Raw genomic sequence first — 20,232 nt, 5'->3', positions numbered from 1 at the left:
GTCATGCGTGTCCGTCGTATTGGTGCTCTCCTGCTGACCGCCGCAACGCTCGCGGCGACCCTGACCGCGTGCGGTGGCGACGACAAGTTCGTCATCGGCGTGAAGTTCGACCAGCCCGGCCTGGGATTGAAGCAGACCGACGGGTCGGTGAAGGGCTTCGACGTCGACGTCGCCACCTACATCGCCAAGGAGCTCGGCTACACGGGTGACCAGATCGAGTGGAAGGAGACCGTGTCGGCCAACCGCGAGCCCTTCATCCAGCAGGGCCAGGTCGACATGGTGGTGGCCACCTACTCGATCACCGACAAGCGCAAGGAGGTCATCTCCTTCGCCGGTCCCTACCTCGTCACCGGCCAGGACATCCTGACCCGCGCCGACGACACCACGATCACCGGCCAGGACAGCCTCCAGACCAAGAAGGTCTGCGGCGCCCAGGGCTCCAGCTCCCCCGCCCGCCTGGTCGAGAAGTTCGGCGAGGAGTGGAAGGGCCAGTTCCTGACCGAGCAGCAGGGCTACGGCGCCTGCCTGCCGCTGCTCGACCAGAAGCAGGTCGACGCGATCTCCACCGACGCCACCATCCTGGCCGGCTTCGCCGCGCAGCAGCCCGGCAAGTTCCGCCTCGTGGGCCAGCCCTTCTCCGAGGAGAAGTACGGCGTCGGCCTCAAGAAGGACGACAAGGAGACCCGCGACAAGGTGAACGCGGCCATCGAGAAGATGTTCGCCGACGGCTCCTGGAAGAAGGCCGTGGACGCCAACTTCGGCGAGTTCGCCAGCGCCTTCGCGACCCCGCCGGCGCTGGAGAAGTACTGATCTGACCGGCTCGCGGCCCTCCCCTGCGGGGAGGGCCGTTTCTCGTGGGAGGTGGGGCGTTGGGCGCCCTGATCGAAGAGTTCCCGGTCATCCTGGGCGCGTTCTGGCTGACCATCCGGCTCACGCTGGCCAGCGCCGTGGTGGCGCTGGTGCTGGGCACCGTCCTGGCCGCCATGCGGGTCAGCCCGTTCGGCGTGCTGCGCGGGGCGGCCACGGTGTACGTCAACACCCTGCGCAACACCCCGCTGACCCTGGTGATCGTGTTCTGCGGGCTCGGCCTCGGGCTGGTGCTCGACGTGTCGTTCTCCGAGTCGCTGTCGACCAACTACCTGTGGCTGTCGATCATCGGGCTGTCGGCGTACACGGCCGCCTTCGTCTGTGAGGCGATCAGGTCGGGCATCAACACCGTCCCGGTCGGGCAGGCCGAGGCGGCGCGGGCGCTGGGGCTGACGTTCACCCAGAACCTGCGGTTCGTCGTGCTGCCGCAGGCGTTCCGGGCGATCATCGCGCCGCTGGGCAGCCTGCTGATCGCGCTGACCAAGAACACCACGGTCGCCGCCGCGATCGGCGTGGCCGAGGCGTCGCTGACGATGAAGTCGCTGTTCGAGCAGCACCAGGACTCGGTGGTGGCGATCTTCTTCGGGTTCGCGCTGGCCTTCCTGGTGCTGACCCTCCCCACCGGCCTGCTGTTCGGCCGGCTGGCCCGATGGCTGAAGGTGGCCCGATGAGCTCCGTCCTGTACGACGCCCCCGGCCCCCGCGGCATCCTGCGCAACCGGATCCTGACGTTCGTGTTCGCCGCCCTGCTGATCGTGGCGGCCTGGTACGTCTACCTGAAGTTCGACGAGAAGGGCCAGTTCGACGCCGCCCTGTGGGAGCCGTTCCTGCAGGCCGACGTCTGGGTGAACCTGATCATCCCGGGCCTGCTCAACACGCTGTCGGCCGCCGCCGTGGCCACGCTGATCGCGGTGCCGTTCGGGTTCGTGTTCGGCATCGCCCGGCTGTCGGAGCACGCGTGGATCAGGGTGCCCGCCGGGGCGGTCGTGGAGTTCTTCCGCGCCATCCCGCTGCTCATCATGATCTTCTTCGCGCAGTACGGCGGCTCGGCCGTGCTCGGGCTCACCGTGACCTCGTTCACGGCCGTGGTCTTCGGGCTGGTGCTCTACAACGGGTCGGTGCTGGCGGAGATCGTCCGGGCCGGGATCCAGTCGCTGCCGCGCGGGCAGACCGAGGCCGCGCTGGCCATCGGGCTGCGCAAGGGCGACGTGATGCGGCTCATCCTGCTGCCGCAGGCGGTCACCGCGATGATGCCGGCCATCGTCAGCCAGCTCATCGTGCTGCTGAAGGACACCGCGCTCGGGTTCATCGTGGCGTTCGAGGACCTGCTCAACGCGGGCGCCCGGATCCTCCCGGCCAACTTCCGCAACCTGATCCCGGCGGTCATCGTCGTGGCGATCATTTACATCATCATCAACGTCCTGGTCGGGCTGCTCGCCAACTGGCTGGAACGCCGCTCCCGCCGCAGTCGCAAGACCACGATCAAGCCCGTCGAGGCCCCCCAGTCGGTCGGTGTGGGGTAAGCCTTTACGTGTCGTATCCGCCTCACGGGCGATCAAGATCTGATCCTGATCGGGTGTGGCGCGTCCTGGCTGCGGGTATCGCGGCCCTCTCGATCGCGGCCGGGCTCGCGGGCTGTTCGGGCACCGGCCTTCTGATCGGCGTCCGCGCGGGCCAGCCCGGCCTGGCCGAACAGCTGCCCGGCGGCGGCTGGTCCGGCTTCGACATCGCCGTGGCCCACTACGTGGCCCGGCAGCTCGGTTACCGGAGGGACCAGATCCGGTACACCACCGATCTGGAATCCGCCGACCTGGTGATGGGCCCCGCGCGGGAGCCGTATGTCGGCCCCTACCTCGTCGCGACCAAGGACATCCTGGTCCGGGCCCGCGACCGCGACCGGACGCTGAAGGACCTGGCCGCCGGCCTGGTCTGCGGCACCCGGGCCGACACCTTGGGCCTCAGCGGCCGGTTCGGCGCCGAGTGGCGGGCCGCCCACCTGGCCGAGGCCAACGTGCCGGCCGCGTGCGGGCCGCTGCTGGCCGACCGGCGCACCGACGCGATCATCGCGGACGCGCCCGTCCTGGCCGGGCTCTCGGCGCAGTACCCGGGCCGGTTCCGCCTGGTCGGGCGCGCCCTGGCGCAGGAACGCTACGGCATCGGCCTGTCGGAGCGGACCGAGTCGTGGCGCGACGACATCGAGGAGGCGCTCCGGCAGATGTTCGACGACGGCTCGTGGCACCGGGCCGTCATCGACTACCTCGGCGAGCTGGCCACCCAGTACGAGATGCCGCCCGCCCTGGAAAAGCGGTAACCGCACGACATCATCAGCCGCGTTCGGGCAGGATGCCGTCCATGCTCCCCGAGCGCGCGCCGCTGCCGTACGCCGCCCGCATATCCACCGCCGACGTCGCCCGTTCCGGACTGGACCTCGGCTTCCCCACCGTGATCGGCGACGAGGTGTGGTGGGAGGAGGACCGGCCCGCCCAGAACGGCCGCCGGACCATCGTCCACCGCGCCGCCGACGGGCAGCGGCGGGAGATCCTGCCCGCGCCGTGGGACGCGCGGACCCGGGTGCACGAATACGGCGGGCGGTCCTACCTCGTCATCCCCGAACACGGCGTCGTCTTCGCCGAACACTCCGACCAGCGGCTCTACCTGGTCTCCGACGGCGAACCCCGGGCCGTCACCGACGAGCCCGACTGCCGCTACGCCGACCTGTCCTGGGCCGGGGGGCGCGTCTTCGCCGTCCAGGAGAGGCACCACGACGACGGGAAGGTCGAGCGGGCCGTCGTCGCCGTCTCGCTCGACGGCACGGTCTCGGTGGTCGCGTCCGGCTTCGACTTCTACGCCTCGCCCACGGTCTCGCCCGACGGGGAGCACGTGGCGTACGTCTGCTGGAACCACCCGCGCATGCCGTGGGCAGGGACCGAAGTCCGGATCACCCGCATCGACGACGGCTCGTCGTGGACGGTCAAGGGCGGCCAGACCGAATCGGTGCTCGCCCCCACGTGGAAGGACGACCGCAACCTCTACCTGGTCTCCGACTGGTCCGGCTGGTGGAACCTCTACCGGATCGGCATGTTCGGGACCTCGCCCCAGGCGCTCTTCCCCTCCGAGGAGGAGTTCGCCGGGCCGCTGTGGCAGCTCGGCGGCCGGCCCTACGTGGTGCTCGGCGACGGGCGGCTCGGCGTGCTGCACGGGCAGGGCAACCTGCGGCTGGGGGTCCTCGACGTGGAGTCGGGCCTGCTGGAGGACCTCGACGTGCCCTACGACGGGTTCCACCCGGCGCTGTCGGCCGACGGGCGGATGCTGGTCGGCATCGGATACGGCTGGGACGTGCCCCGGTCGGTGGTCCGCGTCGACACGGTGACCGGACGGGTCGAGGGCCTGCGGCGGGACATCGCCGAACTCCCCGACGTCGCCTACCTGCCCCGGCCGTCGACAGTGATGATCGACCACCGCGTGCCCGCCCACCTCTATCAGCCCCTCGACGCGACCGGACCCTCGCCGTTCGTGGTGTTCGCCCACGGCGGGCCGACCGCCCACGTGACGACGGAACTGAGCCTGGCGCGCGCCTTCTTCACCACGCGCGGCATCGGCGTGCTCGACGTGAACTACGGCGGGTCGACCGGATACGGGCGGGCCTACCGGGAGAAACTGCGCGGCCAGTGGGGCGTGGTCGACGTCGACGACGTCATCGCGGCGGCCGAGTGGCTGGCCTTCTCGGGCCACGCCGACCCCGACCGGATCGCCATCCGGGGCGGCAGCGCCGGAGGCTGGACCGTGCTGGCCGCCTGCGCGGCCTCCGACGTGTTCGCCGGGGGTGTGTCGATCGCGGGGGTGACCTCGCTCGGCCCCCTGCTGGAGGCGACGCACGACTTCGAGTCGCAGTACGCGACGTGGCTCGCCGGGCCCGACGGCCCGCGCCGCGAACCGCTGGCCCGGGTCGAGGAGATCGACTGTCCCGTGTTGCTGTTGCAGGGGCAGAACGATCCGGTCGTGCCGCCGTCACAGGCCGAGACGTTCGCCGCCGCCCTGACCGCCCGGGGGGTGCCCTGCACCTACCTCGCCTTCGAGGGCGAGAGCCACGGGTTCCGCCGCGTCGAGACCAGAACCGCCGCCCTCGCCGCCGAGCTCTCGTTCTACCTGCAGATATTCGGCTGACGCGAGCCCGATGACGGCGACGGACGCACCCAGCACCAGCCAGTAGCCGATCAGCCACTCGCTTCCGGGCAAGAACGCGATCGATATGTGGCGCAGCGTCGCGGTCAGACAGGCCGGCATCAGCCCAGCCGAGGTCCCACCATCGGATCGGCCGCCGCTCGGCGACCTCCGGCGCCGGAGCGGCGTCGGTCCCCTCGCAGACCGGGCATCTCACGGGCGAGCGGGTTCGACCCCGAACCGGTCGCGCACGTCCCGGCAGGCCTCGACGATCCGCGTCACGTCGTCGTCGCCCAGCCCGCAGTGCAGCGACAGCCGGATGAGCGACCGGTTGCGGGCCGTCGCGGGCGGCGCGAAGACCGAGCCGAACACGCCGTGCTCCTCCAGCGACTCCCGGACATCGATGGTGTGCCGTTCGGTCCCCGTCTGGAGCGCGACGATCTGGCTCGCCGAACCCTCCAGGTCGAACCCCAGCTCGGCGACCTCCTCGCGCACCCACGCCGACACCTCGCGCAGCCGGTCGCGCCGCCACTCGTCGGTCCGCACCGCCTCCAAGGTCGCCGCCAGCCCCGCCAGGTCGTGGGGCAGCAGCCGCGAGGAGAACACCGCCGGGAAGGACTCCAGCCGGAAGTAGGGCACGAACGCCGGGTCCTGGGCCGCGACGAACCCGGCCCGCCCGGCGAACGCCTTGGAGAGGCTGGCGATCCGGAAGTGCACGCGCCCGGTCAGGCCCAGCTCCACCACCAGACCGGCGCCCAGCGGGCCGGACGTGCCGAGGGAGTGCGACTCGTCGACCACGAGCACGCAGCCGGTCTCCTCGACCAGGTCGCACATCTCGGCCAGCGGGCACAGGCTCCCGTTCGTGCTGTAGAGCGCGTCGACGGCGACCACGCCGGGGCCGTGGCGCTCGATCCGCCGCCGCAGGTGCCCGAGGTCGTTGTGCCGGAACGGCCGCAGCGGCGCGCGCGCCAGTTTCGCGCCGGCCGCGAGGGACATGTGGGCGAGCTGGTCGACGTACACGGGTGTGTGCTCGTCGGCGATCGCCTGCAGCAGGCCGAGGTTGGCGTCCCACCCGGACTGGCACAGCACCCCGGCGCGGGCCCGCAGGTGCGAGGTCAGATCCTCTTCCGGTACGACCTGGTCCTGCCCGCCGAGCAGGCAGTCGGCCATCCGCTTGGCGACCCGTTCGTCACCGGCGAGGGCGAGGTAGTCGTTGCTGTCGACCCGGACGTCGCCGGGTTGGGGTGACCGCCCGGAGAGCAGTTCGCGGCCGGACCACTCCCCGGCGACCCGGTGGCGATGGAACCGCTCGACCCGGGCCCGGACACGAGCGGTGGCGGGCTGGGGTGACGTTTTCATAACTCAGAGTGATACAACGCGCCGGACGAAAGATGCCACCCCGGCCACGTCAAGATCACCCCGGAACCGCGGAAAGGCCCGCCTGGCAGGCGGGCCTTCCGTGTCACGAGGTCAGCGAGCCGCGCGCACGATGAGCGAGGTCACCACGTCGGGGTGGCTCATCATCGGCACGTGCGAGCTGTCGATCTCGACGATGACGCCCTTGGCGCGCTTGGCCATCGCCCGCTCGGCCACCGTCGGGATGATGTTGTCCTGCTTGGCGACCACGAAGTAGCTCGGGATCGTCTTCCACGCCGCCGGCCCCGAAGCGGACACCAGCGCGGCCAGCGCCCCCGGCCGCTGCGTCGCGGCCATCACCGAGGTCACGCTGCGGGGCAGGTCCTGGGCGAACAGCCGGTGGAAGTGCGCCGGGTCGATGTACGCGTCCGCGTCCTGGCCCTGAGCGCCCGGGAACGGCGCGGTCTTCAGGTGGCTGGTGACCTCGGTCTCGCCGCCGGCCAGGTGGTTGGCGTCGCTCACGCTCTCGCCCTCGTCGAGCGCGTAGGCGGCGACGTACACCAGGGACTTGACGTTGGCGTTCCCCGTGGCGGCGTTGGAGATGACCGCCCCGCCGTAGGAGTGGCCGACCAGGACGACCGGCCCCGTGATGGTGGACAGGAACAGCCGCAGGTACTCCGCGTCGGCCAGCGGCCCCCGCAGCGGGTTGGAGAACGCGGTGACGGTGTAGCCCTTGCGGATCAGCTGACCGGCGACGGTGTTCCACCCGCTGGAGTCGGCGAAGGCGCCGTGGACCAGCACGATGGTCGGTTTGGGCTTGGGCGTGCTCACCGCCTGGGCCGGGACGGAGAAGGTCAGGCCGGCCAGCAGGAAGGCGGCGACAAGGGACTTCAGTAAGCGGGACATCATGCTCCTTGGAGTCGTGACAACCCGCTCATCGTGCGCCGGACGGCACCACGGGCGAATCATGTGGTCTTCGTAGTCTTGCGGTGCTTGGCGAGGCTTCGTCACGTAGTCTCCGTGTCCACGGACAGCGCGCCCAGTGGCTTGCTGGTGGTTGAACGCCTGGTCGCCATGGTGCTCAGCCAGATCCGCCCCGGGCGCTGCCGAGGCGGCCGCTTCTTCTTCCCACGAGCTCTGGTGCGGCTGCGGAAGCTGCCGGGCTACGCGACATCGACCTTCCCCGCGATGCCTCGGAACCGTTCCCCACTCGCTTCACGGGCCTTGTGTCAGATTGCGATCGTCACGGGGGTGGTGACTCGATACGTCGAAGCCGGAGGCCGGGCGACGCTCTCATCGGCTCCCTGGCAGCGGACCAGTTTTCATGCGCAGAAGACACGGTTTCCACCAGGTCGAGCGCAGGAGCCAACAAGCACGGCTGACCGGACAGGCCGCCCCGGCAAGCCTGCATTCAGGTACAGTTCCGGGCATCTCGCGCCTCGGCATCGGATCGGTCATCCCGGCAAAACCCAGCCGAGCCGCAGGAGCCAAGCACCATCGCGCCTCGACATCGGAACATTCGTCCCGACCGATCCTCGCTAGCCACAGGCCACCGGCTGCTTACCAGGCCCTCGGGCCGCAGCATCGGATCAGTGGCTATGACCAGTCCTCATTGAGCCACAGGTCTCAGGTCGCAGCGTTTCCAGTCCGCCGACAGTGGCTCGTCCCGGTCATTGGGGATGCCTGAGATCGAGGTGAGCGGCTAGCGCGCGAACTCCGTGGCGCGTGACTCACGTACCACCGTGATCCGGATCTGACCCGGGTAGGTCAGCTCCTCCTCGACCTGCTTGGCCACGTCACGTGCGATCACCTGCGCCTGGATGTCGTCGACGTTGTCCGGCCGCACCATCACGCGGATCTCGCGCCCCGCCTGCATGGCGAAGACCTTCTCCACGCCCTCGTGCCCCTGGGCGATCTCCTCCAGCCGCTCCAGCCGCTTCACATAGGCTTCGAGGCTCTCGCGCCGCGCCCCCGGCCGGCTGCCGCTGATCGCGTCGGCGGCCTGCGTGAGAACCGCTTCGACGGTACGCACCTCGACCTCGTTGTGGTGGGCCTCGATGGCGTGGACGACGTCCTCGTGCTCCCCGTAACGACGGGCGATCTCCGCTCCGATGAGGGCGTGGCTGCCCTCGACCTCATGGGTCAGGGCCTTGCCGATGTCGTGGAGCAGCGCGCAGCGCTTGACCAGGTCACGGTCGAGCCGCAGCTCGGAGGCCATGATCCCGGCGATGTGGGCCGACTCGATGAGGTGCTTGAGCACGTTCTGGCCGTAGGAGGTGCGGTAGCGGAGCTGGCCCAGCAGGGTGACCAGCTCGGGGTGCATCTCGGTGATGCCGAGTTCGACGAGGGCGTCCTCACCGGCGCGTACACACAGGTCCCGGACCTCGGCGCGGCTGCGCTCGTAGGCCTCTTCGATGCGTTGCGGATGGATGCGCCCGTCGAGGACCAGCTTCTCCAGCGTCAGCCGGGCGGTCTCGCGGCGCACGGGATCGAAACACGACAGAAGCACCGCCTCGGGCGTGTCGTCGATGATCAGGTTCACGCCGGTCGTCGACTCGAAGGCCCGGATGTTGCGGCCCTCGCGCCCGATGATGCGCCCCTTCATCTCGTCGCCGGGAAGGTGCAGCACGCTCACGACCGACTCGGCCGTCTGCTCGGTCGCCACCCGCTGTACGGCCAGCGTCACGATCTTGCAGGCCCGCTTCTCGCCTTCCTTGCGCGCGTCACTCTCGATCTCCCGGACGATCAGCGCGGCCTCGCGCTTCGCCTGGTTCTCGATCTCCTTGACCAGCTCGCCCTTGGCCTGCTCGGCGGTCAGCCCCGCCACCCGCTCCAGGACCTCCCGCCGCTGCTCGCCCAGTTTCTCGAGCTCGGCCCGCCGATCGGCCAGATCGGTCTCGCTCTCGGCCAGCCGCCCGGCCCGCTCGGTGTGCAGCCGCCCTTCCTCGTCGAGCCGCCGCTCCCGCTCCGCCAGCCGGCTCTCCCGCCGTTCGAGGTCGGCGCGCAGCTCCTTCAGCTCGTTCTTGAGGACGCGCGACTCCTCCTCGACCTCCCGCCGCATCAGCGCCGCGCCCTCGACGAGCGCCTCGGACTTGCGGAGGATCTCACCGGCGTCGTTCTCGGCCTTGTCGCGGATCTCCGCCGCCTCTTCGCGGGCCCTCTCCAGTTCCTTCTCGCGGACGCTCTCGCTGAGCTCCGCGCGGATCTGGTCAAGCTGCTCCTGACTCGGACCGAGCTCTTTCGGGGCGGTACGCCGGAGCAAAATGATCAGGAGGGCCGCAATCGCCGCGAACGCGAGCAGCAGCACCGCCACTGCAAGCACGATCACGATCGTCATGTCCATGCGCACCCACCCCTTCTAGCCTCAAGCCGACAAGGGGTCACCAGCACAGCACGAAGACACCTGGTGGCACCACCAGGAAATATATTCGTACCCCGACAAGATCGAGGCCCGTGGTTCACCGTTATGGCAATCCGCGCTGCGCGGAGTAACTCCTCACTGCGGTCGAGGTTAAGCGTCATTCGGGTAACGAGCAAGCAAAGACGCGGCAGGTGGCGAGTTTTTCTCGATCATCATTTCCCGGTTTCCGGACGAGCCGGACGGGGCACCCGATGACGCAGCGGATTTACCCCGCTTCCGAACGTCATGACCGATGGGCCGGAGATGCCCCGAAAGCCCCGGTATGACAAGGCCCCAGAGATGGCCAAGAACCACGATCAGGATCATTCGAGCACGGGCACGGTCATACCCCGCGTCAAGACACGCCCCGACCGCACAGGCACAGATCCCCCATTGTGACGCCCGCGCCTCGGCGGGTGCGGGGATCGTCCGCCGCCGAAGACGCCGAGCGGGCCCAACGATCACAGAGAGTCCAGGTAGCCGCCTTCGGCGTCGTCGGTCTCTTCGCCCTCAGCTTCGAGTGCCTCTCTGACGATGCGGAAGGCCAGCCCGGCCGAATATCCCTTCCGCGCCAGCATGCCCACCAGCTTCCGCGTCCGGACGAGCGGATCGGCGCCCCTGGTCGACCTCAGCTTCCGGGCCACGAGCCGCCGGGCCGTCTCGACCTCCTCATCGGGATCGAGCTGCTCGACGGCCTCCTTGACGGTCTCCTCCTCGACCCCGCGATGCCGCAACTCCTGCGCCAGCGCCCACCGGGCGAGCCCTCGCCCGTGGTGCCGTGAACTGACCCACGCGGCCGCGAACGCCTGATCGTCGATCAGGCCGACCTCGGAGTACCGTTCGAGAACCCGTTCGGCCACCTCCTCGGGGATCTCCCGCTTCAGCAGCGCCTCGGAGAGCTGTGCCCGAGTCCGGGGAGCGAGAGTGAGCAGCCGAAGGCAGATCGCCCGCGCCCGAGCTTCAGGATCGGAACTCTGCTCCTCGGACGTCGCCCCCCGCCGCTTGGACCGACGACCGGTGTCACCACCGCCGAAGAGCGCATCCCCCTCGGGGGGACCATCGCCATCCGGCTCACCACGACGGGACCCACGCCGACCCGTCTTACCGTTCCGTGACCGCCGCCGGCCAGCGGGTTCGTCGTCCGGCAACCCGCCCCAGTCACGGGGGTTCGGCCGATCGTTCGGTGCCTCACGAGCGGCCCTACCGTCCCCGCCATCAGCAATAGAGGACGAGCTCAGGCGTCCGCGCCCATCACCATCGGATGCACCGCCCGGGAGCTCAAATTCATCACCATCAAAGACATGGCGGGCCTGCCCCAGCTCATCCCCATCAGGCATGCGGCCTGCCTGCCCCAGCTCATCCCCCTCGGCCATGCGGCCTGCCTGCCCCAGCTCATCTCCATCGGGCACACAGCCTGCCGACCCCAGCTCGGCGTCAGCGGACGGGACAGGATCCCGGCCGATGCGCCCGTGTTCCTCGCCAGCCTCACCGGACGGCCACCCTCCGCCATCAGCGGTCGAGGGGGGACTCAAGGATTCAGGCCGATCACCCTCAGAAGCGTGGTCTACCGACCCCCGCTCATCAGCATCAGCCGAGAGAGGGGCCCGACGCCACCGACTCTGATCACCGGAAGCCCTGCCCGCACTCCCCCGGCCGTCACGGCGAGAACCACCGGCACGAGAGGTCCGGCCCCCACTCCGCCGCCCGTCACCCGTGGAGAACCCCTCGGCATCAGGAATGCCGACAGCGTGTTCGCCATGATCAGGCGGCGCGGACAGATGAGCAGCCTCCGGATCACCGCCGCCGGGACGCCGATCGGCCTCCCCGAGGGAGTGATCCGAATCCTCACGAGCGGGCCGACCCGCGCGCCCCGTGGACCGGTGAGAGGACACCGGTCCGTCGTCGTCGGGCGATCGGCCCCACCGATCGCCGCCGGGAGCGGGGTCGCTCAGGTCACGAGGATCCCCGTCGTCGCCGAAGAGACCCGGCCACCCGCCACCCCCACGTACGTTCTCCGGGTCGATCTCCGACCACGTCGAGCCTGAGGACCACTCCGAGCGCGCATCACCGAAGCCCCATCCCTGTTCGCGGTCGTCGTCGTACGGCCACCCGGAGCGGGACCGGGTGGCCGGGTCGTCGTCGTCCCAGGGGTCGGAAGGTCGCACCGGATCGGTCAGACGTCACCCGGCTTCGGGGTGGCGGAGGCCTTGGAACCTCGGCCGGTCGGGGCCGGGGCGGCCACGGGGACGGCGGGGGTCTCGGGCTGGGCGTCGAGGCGGGGGCCGACGCCGAGCTTCTCCTTGATCTTCTTCTCGATCTCGTTGGCGATGTCGGGGTTGTTCTTCAGGAAGTTGCGGGCGTTCTCCTTGCCCTGGCCGAGTTGGTCGCCCTCGTAGGTGTACCAGGCGCCGGCCTTGCGGACGAAGCCGTGTTCCACGCCCATGTCGATCAGGCCGCCCTCGCGGCTGATGCCGAAGCCGTAGAGGATGTCGAAGTCGGCCGTGCGGAAGGGCGGGGCCATCTTGTTCTTGACGACCTTCACGCGGGTGCGGTTGCCGACGGGCTCGGTGCCGTCTTTGAGGGTCTCGATGCGGCGCACGTCGAGGCGGACCGAGGCGTAGAACTTCAGCGCCTTGCCGCCGGTCGTGGTCTCGGGCGAGCCGAACATGACGCCGATCTTCTCGCGGAGCTGGTTGATGAAGATCGCGGTGGTGCCGGTGTTGTTGAGCGCGCCGGCGACCTTGCGGAGGGCCTGGGACATCAGGCGGGCCTGGAGACCCACGTGGCTGTCGCCCATCTCGCCCTCGATCTCCGCCTTGGGCACCAGGGCCGCCACCGAGTCGATGACGATGATGTCGACCGCGCCGGAGCGGATCAGCATGTCGGCGATCTCCAGCGCCTGCTCACCCGTGTCGGGCTGGGAGACGAGCAGCGCGTCGACGTCGACGCCGAGCTTCTTGGCGTATTCGGGGTCGAGCGCGTGTTCGGCGTCGATGAAGGCGGCGATGCCGCCCTGGCGCTGGGCGTTGGCCACGGCGTGGAGGGCGACGGTGGTCTTACCGGACGATTCGGGGCCGTAGACCTCGACGATCCGGCCGCGGGGGAAGCCGCCGATGCCGAGGGCGACGTCGAGGGCGATCGCGCCGGTCGGGATCACCTCGACGGGGGCGCGGGCGTCTTCACCCAGGCGCATGACGGAGCCCTTGCCGAACTGCCGCTCGATCTGGGCGAGGGCGGTCTCGAGGGCCTTCTCGCGGTCGTTCACTGCCATTGGGGTGCCCCCTGTGAGGGTCGTGGGTTGTTCCGGTCAACGGAACGCTATGAGGTGCCACTGACATTTTCTGGAGACGCTGCCTCCGGGCGGCGGTCCCAAATATAGCCGAACGGCTGTTCGATCACACCACGAACAGCCTATGAGTTCGCGTACGGAGAAGGAAAGGGAACCCATCCGGAAGGTCACATTCCCGGGCATTGTGATCAGACTGTTGCCATGCCGCTGACCTGCGGCGATCCTGGAGGAGACGGGCGAATCAGCCAGACCAGACCCGCGAGTGAGAAGGCGGCGCCGTGTCGATGGAAAACGAACGCCGTGCTCTTCTGGAGACGCTCGCCGAGCGGCTTCCCGGGCGCGGGCTCCAGGGCAGGATGCTGGGCGGGGGCGAGCCCGTGCTGTGGATCTGGCATCCCCGCACGAGCCGGCAGACGATCGTCTTCGCCACGCAGTCGGGTGGCGGATGGCTGTTCCTCTGGTCGCCCGACGGCCAGGAGAACGCCGACTCCCCCGATGCCGCCGCCGACACCCTGGAGAAGCTCCTCTCTCAGGCGGCTTGACACCCCGTCTCCACGAATGTGTGGCACGCTGCCGTTGGGCCCCAGCGGTGAGGAGACGACACATGGGCGCACTGGAGACGAAGGCGGCTCTGGTGACGGGTGGTTCGCGGGGGATCGGGCGGGCCGTCGTACAGAAACTGGCTCGCGAAGGCGCTCATGTGGTCTTCAGTTTCAACGAGAACCGGTCGGCGGCCGAGGAGGTCGTCGAGCAGGTGGCCAGGTTCGGCGGCACCGCTCACGCGGTCCGCGCCGACATGGGCTGCCCCGACGACGTGAAACTGCTCTTCGAGCAGGTGTTACGCCGGTTGGGCGGCCTCGACATCCTCGTCAACAACGCGGCGATCAACCCGGTCCGGCGCATCATCGACGCCACGGCCGACGACTTCGACCGGGTCATGGGCGTGAACGCGAGAGGGCCGTTCCTGGCCATCCAGGCGGCGTCCCGCATTCTGCGCGCGGGCGGGCGGATCGTGAACGTCTCGTCCTTCGGCACCCGCGCGCCCGCCGAGGGGCTGTCGCTCTATCTGGCCAGCAAGGCGGCGCTGGAGCTGCTGACCGCCGTGGCCGCGCGGGAGCTCGGGGAGCGCGGGATCACCGTTAACGCGGTCTCTCCCGGGGTGACCGACACCGAGCTGATGCGCGAGTCGTCGGGGGTGAGCGCCGACGAGACCTTCGACGGGATCACCGCCAAGACCGCGCTGCGCCGGCTGGGCGAACCGGCCGACATCGCCAACGTGGTGGCGTTCCTGGCCGGGCCCGACTCACAGTGGATCACCGGTCAGAACCTGAGGGCCACCGGCGGGCTCATCGTCTGAGCCGGCGAAGGTGATCACCATGTATCGGCCGTTGGCGTAGCTGACCACGGGCCGCCCGAGCCGCTCGCCCACGGTGTGGGCCACGTTCTGGAACAGCTCCACCAGCTCGGGGGTGTCGGCGCTGATCCGGAACCGGCCGCTGGCGGCCAGGTGTCCGGCCACCAGGGGGACGAAGTTCGCCTCGGCGCGGATCTTCTCGTCTGCCGTGAGCGGGGTGCGCGTGGGCGCGGGGAGGGTCATCGGCCGGTCTTCTCCTGCTTCTCGGGGGGTTAGCGGAGCCGGGGGTCGACGTCGACGACCTGGCAGACCGCCTGCCAGACCTGCTTGGCCGCGAAGCCGTCGGCCAGGGCCTGTTCGACGGTCCGGCCGCCGAGTCCTGCGATCACGTAGTCCTTCGCCCAGGACTCGGCGTACGTCTGGCCGAAATGGCTGGACATGCGGTTCCAGAAATCCGTGAGTCGCATGGCCCCCAGTATGGCCGGGTCGTGAGGGTGGTCAGAGCACGCGGGAGCCGTACATCTCGCCGAGGGGATCGGCGAGGAGTTCGAGGCGGGCGCCGTCGGGGTCGCTGAAGTAGATGGACGCGCCGCTCTCCATGATGTACGGCACCCCGGCGGCCTCCAGCTTGCCGCGCAGGCGCTCCCACACGACCGGGTCGACGGAGATCGCGATGTGGTGGAGGCCGCCGAGCACCTCCTTGTAGGGGCCGAGGTCGAGGCCGGGGAAGTCGAAGAAGGCCAGCAGGTTGCCGTTGCCGATGTCGAAGAAGAAGTGGTTGGAGCCCTTGTAGTCGCGGTTCTCGAAGATCTCGGTGAGCGGGAACTCCAGAAGGCCCTGGTAGAATTCGATCGTGCGTTCGACATTGGAGGACAGTAGGGCGAAGTGGTGCAGACCGCGCGCACTGCTCGGGGGTCGGCGCTCGTTGAGGTGACGCTCCTTTATGGAAGCGCGGGTGGCTTCGATGGCCTCGTAGTCGATGTCCATGGTTCTCATGATTGTCGCTTTAACCGCAGATGAACCACTCAAGGCCCGACGGAAACTGTCGGTCGCCGGAGGCATGATGTGCGGAGGAGGTGGGCCTGATGGCGAAAGGCGCGCTGAGCAGGTTCGGGGCGGTGACCCGCGAGTGGTTCACCGGTGCCTTCGCCGCGCCGACGGCCGCCCAGGAAGGCGCCTGGAACTCCATCGCCGACGGTGACAACACGCTGGTGGTGGCCCCGACCGGGTCGGGCAAGACGCTGGCGGCGTTCCTGTGGTCGATCGACCGGCTGGCCGCGCGGGAGGATCCGGAGAGGAAGTGCCGGGTCGTCTACGTCTCGCCGTTGAAGGCGCTGGCGGTCGACGTCGAGCGCAACCTGCGGGCGCCGCTGACGGGGGTGCGGCAGACGGCGCGGCGCATGGGGGTGGCCGTGCCGGAGATCTCGGTGGCCATCCGGTCGGGCGACACCCCGGCCGAGGAGCGGCGGCGGTTCGCGTCCAAGCCGTCCGACATCCTGATCACCACGCCCGAGTCGCTGTTCCTGCTGCTCACCTCGCAGGCGAGGGAGGCGTTGCGCGGGGTCGAGACGGTGATCGTCGACGAGGTCCACGCGGTGGCGGGCACCAAACGCGGGGCCCATCTGGCCCTCACCCTCGAACGGCTCGACGCGCTGCTGCCCCAGCCGGCGCAGCGGGTGGGGCTGTCGGCGACGGTGCGGCCCGCGTCCGAGGTGGCCGCGTTTCTGGGGGGCGTGCGGCCGGCGAAGGTCGTGCAGCCGCCGTCGGACAAGCGGATCGAGGTCGACGTGGTCGTCCCGGTCGAGGACATGGCCGAGATCACCTCGCGCGACGCCGGGGAGCCCAACCAGCGCAGCATCTGGCCCCACGTGGAGGAGCATCTTCTCGACCTGATCGAGGCCCACCGGTCGACGATCATCTTCGCCAACTCGCGGCGGCTGTCCGAGCGGTTGTGCAGCCGCCTCAACGAGCTGGCCTACGAGCGGAGCACGGCCGAGTCGCTCGACGCCGGGGTGCCCGCCGAGCTGATGGCGCAGGCGGGGGCGTCCAAGGGGGCGGTTCCCGAGGTCGTGCGGGCGCATCACGGGTCGGTGTCCAAGGAGGAGCGGTCGCAGATCGAGGAGGCGCTGAAGTCGGGGCGGCTGCCGGCGGTGGTGGCGACGTCCAGCCTCGAACTGGGCATCGACATGGGGTCGGTCGATCTGGTGGCCTGCGTCGAGGCGCCGCCGAGCGTGGCCAGCGGGCTGCAGCGGGTCGGCCGGGCCGGGCACCAGGTGGGGGCGGTGTCGCGGGGGGTGATCTTCCCGAAATACCGGGGCGATCTCGTCCAGACGGCGGTGGTGGCCGAGCGCATGAAGGGCGGCCAGATCGAGGAGCTGCGCTATCCGCGCAACGCCCTCGACGTGCTGGCCCAGCAGATCGTCGCGATGACCGCGCTCGACGAATGGACCGTCGACGAGCTGGAGACCGTGGTCCGCCGCGCCGCGCCCTATGCCACGCTGCCGCGCTCCGCGCTGGAGGCCACGCTCGACATGCTGGCCGGGCGCTACCCGAGCGAGGAGTTCGCCGAGCTGCGCCCCCGGCTGGTGTGGGACCGGGTGACCGGCACGCTGCGGGGGCGTCCCGGGGCCCAGCGGCTCGCCGTCACCAACGGCGGCACCATCCCCGACCGGGGCCTGTTCGGCGTGTTCCTCGTGGGTGAGAAGGCGTCCCGGGTCGGGGAGCTCGACGAGGAGATGGTGTACGAATCCCGGGTCGGCGACGTCTTCGTCCTCGGCGCGACGTCCTGGCGGATCGAGGACATCACGGCCGACCGGGTGCTCGTCTCCCCCGCGCCCGGGCTGCCGGGGAAGCTGCCGTTCTGGAAGGGCGACCCCCAGGGCCGTCCGGCCGAGCTGGGGCGGGCGATCGGCGCGTTCGTCCGGGAACTGGCCGGGGCCGGGCCGGCCGCCGGGGAGCGGGTGCGCGCCGCCGGGCTCGACGAGTTCGCGGCCGGGAACCTCATCGGCTACCTCGCTGAGCAGCGGGAGGCGACGGGATACGTCCCCGACGACCGGACCCTGCTGGTCGAGCGGTTCCACGACGAGCTGGGCGACTGGCGGGTGATCATCCACTCCCCGTTCGGCGCCCGGGTCCACGCGCCCTGGGCGCTGGCCATCGCGCGGCGGCTGCGCGAGCGCTACGGGATCGACGTGCAGGCCGTCCACTCCGACGACGGGATCATCCTTCGCGTGCCCGACACCCTCGACGAGGCGCCGACCGATGTGGCGGCGTTCGACCCCGAGGAGATCGAGCAGATCGTCACCGAGGAGCTCGGCGGGTCCGCGCTGTTCGCTGCCCGGTTCCGCGAGTGCGCCGGGCGCTCCCTGCTGCTGCCGCGCCGCACTCCGGGGCGGCGCAGCCCGCTGTGGCAGCAGCGCCAGCGGTCGGCTCATCTGCTGGGCGTGGCGGCCAAGTACGCCGGTTTCCCGGTCGTGCTGGAGACGATGCGCGAGTGCCTCCAGGACGTGTTCGACGTGCCTGGTCTGGTGCAGCTGATGCGCGACATCTCGGCGCGGCGGCTGCGGGTGGTCGAGGTGGAGACGCGGCAGGCCTCGCCGTTCGCGGCGTCGCTGCTGTTCAACTACATCGGCGAGTTCATGTACGAAGGCGACGCCCCCCTCGCCGAACGGCGCGCCCAGGCGCTCGCCCTCGACACCTCTCTCCTGGCCGAGCTGATGGGCCAGGCCGACCTTCGGGAACTCCTCGATCCCGACGTGATCGCGGAGACCGAGCGCGAGCTCGCCCGGCTCGACCGGCCGCTGCGCGACGTGGAGGACCTGGCCGACCTGCTGCGGTCCCACGGGCCGCTGCTCGCCGAAGACGTCGCCATCAGAGAGGGCGATCCCGGGTGGCTGGCCGAGCTGGAGCGGTCGCGGCGGGCGATCCAGGTGCGGGTCGCGGGGGTGCCCCAATGGGCTGCGGTCGAAGACGCCTGGCGGCTGCGCGACGCGCTGGGGGCGCCGCTGCCGGTGGGGGTGCCGCTGGAGTTCCTCGACCCGCCCGAGACCGCCTCCCGCCCTGATCCGCTGGGTGACCTGCTGTCCCGGCACGCCCGGACGCGGGGGCCGTTCCCGGCCTCGACCGCGGCCGCGCGCTTCGGGGTGGGGATCGCCGTGGTGAGCGACGGGCTGGCCCGGCTGGCGGCGTCCGGCCGCGTGGTGTCGGGCGAGTTCCGGCCGGGTGGGCGTGGTGAGGAGTGGTGCGACGCCGGGGTGCTGCGGCTGCTGCGGCGGCGGTCGCTGGCCCGGCTGCGCAAGGAGGTCGAGCCGGTGCCGCCGGAGGCGCTGGCGATGTTCCTGCCCCGGTGGCACGGGATCGCGGCTCACGAACCGCCGAGCCCGGCGGCAGGAGGGCGCGCCGGACGTCCGGCCGACCCCGATGGCGGGCGCGGGCGGCCGGGGGCGGGCGCGGCGTATCGGGCGATGGATGCGCTGGTCGCGGCCATCGAGCGGTTGCAGGGGGCGGCCGTTCCGGCGTCGGCCCTGGAGACGCTGGTGCTGCCCGGACGGGTGGCCGGTTACTCACCTTCGCTGCTCGACGAGCTGACCTCCTCCGGGGAGGTGCTCTGGGTGGGGCAGGGGGCGCTGCCCGGCGGCGACGGGTGGGTGTCGCTGTTCTTCGCCGACACCGCGCCGCTGCTGATGCCGCTGCCGGGTGAGATCACCATGACGCCGGTCCACGAGGCCGTGCTCGGCGTGCTGTCGGGGGGCGGGGCGCTGTTCTTCCGCGACCTGTCCAACCGGGTGGTCCACGGCGGGATCCCCGACGACGCCACCCTCGCGGCGGCGCTGTGGGATCTGGTCTGGTCGGGCCGGGTCACCGGTGACACGCTCGCCCCGCTGCGGGCCGCTCTCGGGACGGGTAAACCGGCCCACCGTCCCGCCTCCCCGTCGCGGCGGCGGCGGGCCGTGCTGCCGACGCGGTCGGGTCCGCCGACGGTCGGAGGGCGGTGGTGGCTGCTGCCGGAGGCCTCGGGTGAGGTGACGCTGCGCGCCCAGGCGCAGGCCGAGATGCTGCTCGAACGCCACGGCGTGGTGACCCGCGGCGGCGTGACGGCCGAGCGGCTGCCGGGCGGGTTCGCCGCCGTCTACCAGGTGCTGCGGGCGTTCGAGGAGAGCGGGCGGTGCCGCCGCGGCTACTTCGTCGAAGGGCTCGGCGGGGCGCAGTTCGCGCTGCCGGGGGCGGTCGACCGGCTGCGGGCCTCCGACAGGAAGGAAGTGGCGCAGCCTCCTCAGCCCGAGGGCGACTACGTCGATCCGTGGACGGCCTGGCGTCCCCAGGGCGTCGAGCGGGAGCTGCCCAAGGCGACCGTGATGGCCGCCGCCGACCCGGCCAACCCGTTCGGCGCGGCGCTGCCGTGGCCCGACCGGGGCGGCGACGCCGGGCATCGGCCGGGGCGCAAGGCCGGCGCGCTGGTGGTGACCGTGGCCGGAAAGCTGGTCCTCTATGTCGAACGGGGCGGGAAGACCTTGCTGTCCTTCGGCGAGGACGACCACCTGAGCGTGGCGGTGGAGGCGCTGGCGGGAGCCGTACGCGACGGAGCTCTGGGGCGGTTGACCGTGGAACGGGCCGACGGGACCGCCATCAACGACTCCCCGCTGGGCGCGGCCCTGGAGGCCGCCGGCTTCCATCCGACCCCACGAGGCCTTCGCATCCGGGGGTGAGGACCGACGGGGAAGGGCAGCGCTGATCAGCGACAGTCTCGGTGGGCTCAAGTACTCCGTCAAGCATCTCGCCGAGCAGCGCTGAACGCTCTCCGAGATGC

16 protein-coding genes are annotated in these 20,232 nt (G+C 70.6%); 8 read left to right on the top strand and 8 right to left on the bottom strand.

All coding sequences use genetic code 11. The features are described 5' to 3' along the window. Positions 1-3: 3 nt before the first annotated feature. From AW270_RS13045 to AW270_RS13025, 5 genes are read left to right on the top strand one after another with little or no spacing between them, the layout of a single operon-like run. A complete protein-coding gene (locus tag AW270_RS13045) occupies positions 4-810 on the top strand; it encodes a glutamate ABC transporter substrate-binding protein (protein ID WP_061294369.1) in 807 nt (268 codons plus the stop codon). A gap of 59 nt (positions 811-869) precedes the next feature. Beyond that, complete coding sequence (locus AW270_RS13040) at positions 870-1,538, top strand: amino acid ABC transporter permease (RefSeq protein WP_061294367.1); 669 nt, start codon at positions 870-872, stop codon at positions 1,536-1,538. Then, complete coding sequence (locus AW270_RS13035) at positions 1,535-2,389, top strand: amino acid ABC transporter permease (RefSeq protein WP_061294365.1); 855 nt, start codon at positions 1,535-1,537, stop codon at positions 2,387-2,389. The genes AW270_RS13040 and AW270_RS13035 overlap by 4 nt, the downstream gene beginning before the upstream one ends. A 53-nt stretch (positions 2,390-2,442) precedes the next feature. Continuing rightward, positions 2,443-3,177, top strand: coding sequence for a type 2 periplasmic-binding domain-containing protein (locus AW270_RS13030; RefSeq protein ID WP_061294363.1), 735 nt, complete (start codon positions 2,443-2,445; stop codon positions 3,175-3,177). A gap of 41 nt (positions 3,178-3,218) precedes the next feature. After that, the gene (locus AW270_RS13025) at positions 3,219-5,030 is read left to right on the top strand and encodes a S9 family peptidase (RefSeq protein ID WP_061294361.1); all 1,812 of its coding nucleotides are present in this window, start codon (positions 3,219-3,221) and stop codon (positions 5,028-5,030) included. A 210-nt stretch (positions 5,031-5,240) separates the two neighbouring features. Here AW270_RS13025 and cqsA read toward each other — a convergent pair whose 3' ends face one another. The 5 genes from cqsA to recA all read right to left on the bottom strand — a co-directional run bounded on the left by cqsA (position 5,241) and on the right by recA (position 13,054). Beyond that, on the bottom strand, positions 5,241-6,386 hold the full coding sequence (gene cqsA, locus AW270_RS13020) for an alpha-hydroxyketone-type quorum-sensing autoinducer synthase (protein ID WP_061294359.1): 1,146 nt from the start codon (positions 6,384-6,386) through the stop codon (positions 5,241-5,243). A gap of 111 nt (positions 6,387-6,497) precedes the next feature. Further along, entirely contained in the window at positions 6,498-7,289 is a 792-nt protein-coding gene (locus AW270_RS13015; RefSeq protein WP_218009205.1) for an alpha/beta fold hydrolase, read from the bottom strand. A 796-nt stretch (positions 7,290-8,085) separates the two neighbouring features. After that, positions 8,086-9,726, bottom strand: a complete 1,641-nt coding sequence (gene rny, locus AW270_RS13010; RefSeq protein ID WP_061294356.1) for a ribonuclease Y — start codon at positions 9,724-9,726, stop codon at positions 8,086-8,088. A 518-nt stretch (positions 9,727-10,244) separates the two neighbouring features. Further along, entirely contained in the window at positions 10,245-10,931 is a 687-nt protein-coding gene (gene recX, locus AW270_RS37665) for a recombination regulator RecX (protein WP_439649055.1), read from the bottom strand. 1,025 nt (positions 10,932-11,956) lie between these two features. Next, positions 11,957-13,054, bottom strand: a complete 1,098-nt coding sequence (gene recA, locus AW270_RS12995) for a recombinase RecA (RefSeq protein ID WP_061294352.1) — start codon at positions 13,052-13,054, stop codon at positions 11,957-11,959. Between the two features lie 302 nt (positions 13,055-13,356). Here recA and AW270_RS12990 point away from each other — a divergent pair, with 302 nt between their 5' ends. Continuing rightward, positions 13,357-13,614 carry a hypothetical protein gene (locus AW270_RS12990; protein WP_061294818.1) on the top strand — a complete coding sequence of 86 codons (258 nt, stop codon included), beginning with the start codon at positions 13,357-13,359 and terminating at the stop codon, positions 13,612-13,614. A gap of 62 nt (positions 13,615-13,676) precedes the next feature. Beyond that, on the top strand, positions 13,677-14,429 hold the full coding sequence (locus tag AW270_RS12985; RefSeq protein WP_061294350.1) for an SDR family NAD(P)-dependent oxidoreductase: 753 nt from the start codon (positions 13,677-13,679) through the stop codon (positions 14,427-14,429). On the opposite strand, the gene AW270_RS12980 is transcribed toward AW270_RS12985, so the two are convergent. The 3 genes from AW270_RS12980 to AW270_RS12970 are packed head-to-tail and all read right to left on the bottom strand — an operon-like array spanning position 14,376 to position 15,422. Beyond that, on the bottom strand, positions 14,376-14,669 hold the full coding sequence (locus AW270_RS12980; protein WP_061294348.1) for a hypothetical protein: 294 nt from the start codon (positions 14,667-14,669) through the stop codon (positions 14,376-14,378). The two genes, AW270_RS12985 and AW270_RS12980, sit on opposite strands and share 54 nt — an antisense overlap. A gap of 29 nt (positions 14,670-14,698) precedes the next feature. Continuing rightward, positions 14,699-14,893, bottom strand: coding sequence for a DUF3046 domain-containing protein (locus tag AW270_RS12975; RefSeq protein WP_061294346.1), 195 nt, complete (start codon positions 14,891-14,893; stop codon positions 14,699-14,701). Between the two features lie 31 nt (positions 14,894-14,924). Next, a complete protein-coding gene (locus tag AW270_RS12970; RefSeq protein WP_245674689.1) occupies positions 14,925-15,422 on the bottom strand; it encodes a VOC family protein in 498 nt (165 codons plus the stop codon). 89 nt (positions 15,423-15,511) lie between these two features. Here AW270_RS12970 and AW270_RS12965 point away from each other — a divergent pair, with 89 nt between their 5' ends. After that, positions 15,512-20,131: an ATP-dependent helicase gene (locus AW270_RS12965; RefSeq protein WP_061294817.1), complete on the top strand. Its 4,620-nt coding sequence runs from the start codon at positions 15,512-15,514 to the stop codon at positions 20,129-20,131. Positions 20,132-20,232 lie beyond the last annotated feature (101 nt).

This window comes from Herbidospora cretacea, from assembly GCF_001570605.1.
GTDB lineage: Bacteria > Actinomycetota > Actinomycetes > Streptosporangiales > Streptosporangiaceae > Herbidospora > Herbidospora cretacea.
Note: the sequence above shows the minus strand (reverse complement) of the source record. Positions and strands in the feature narration are given on the sequence as shown.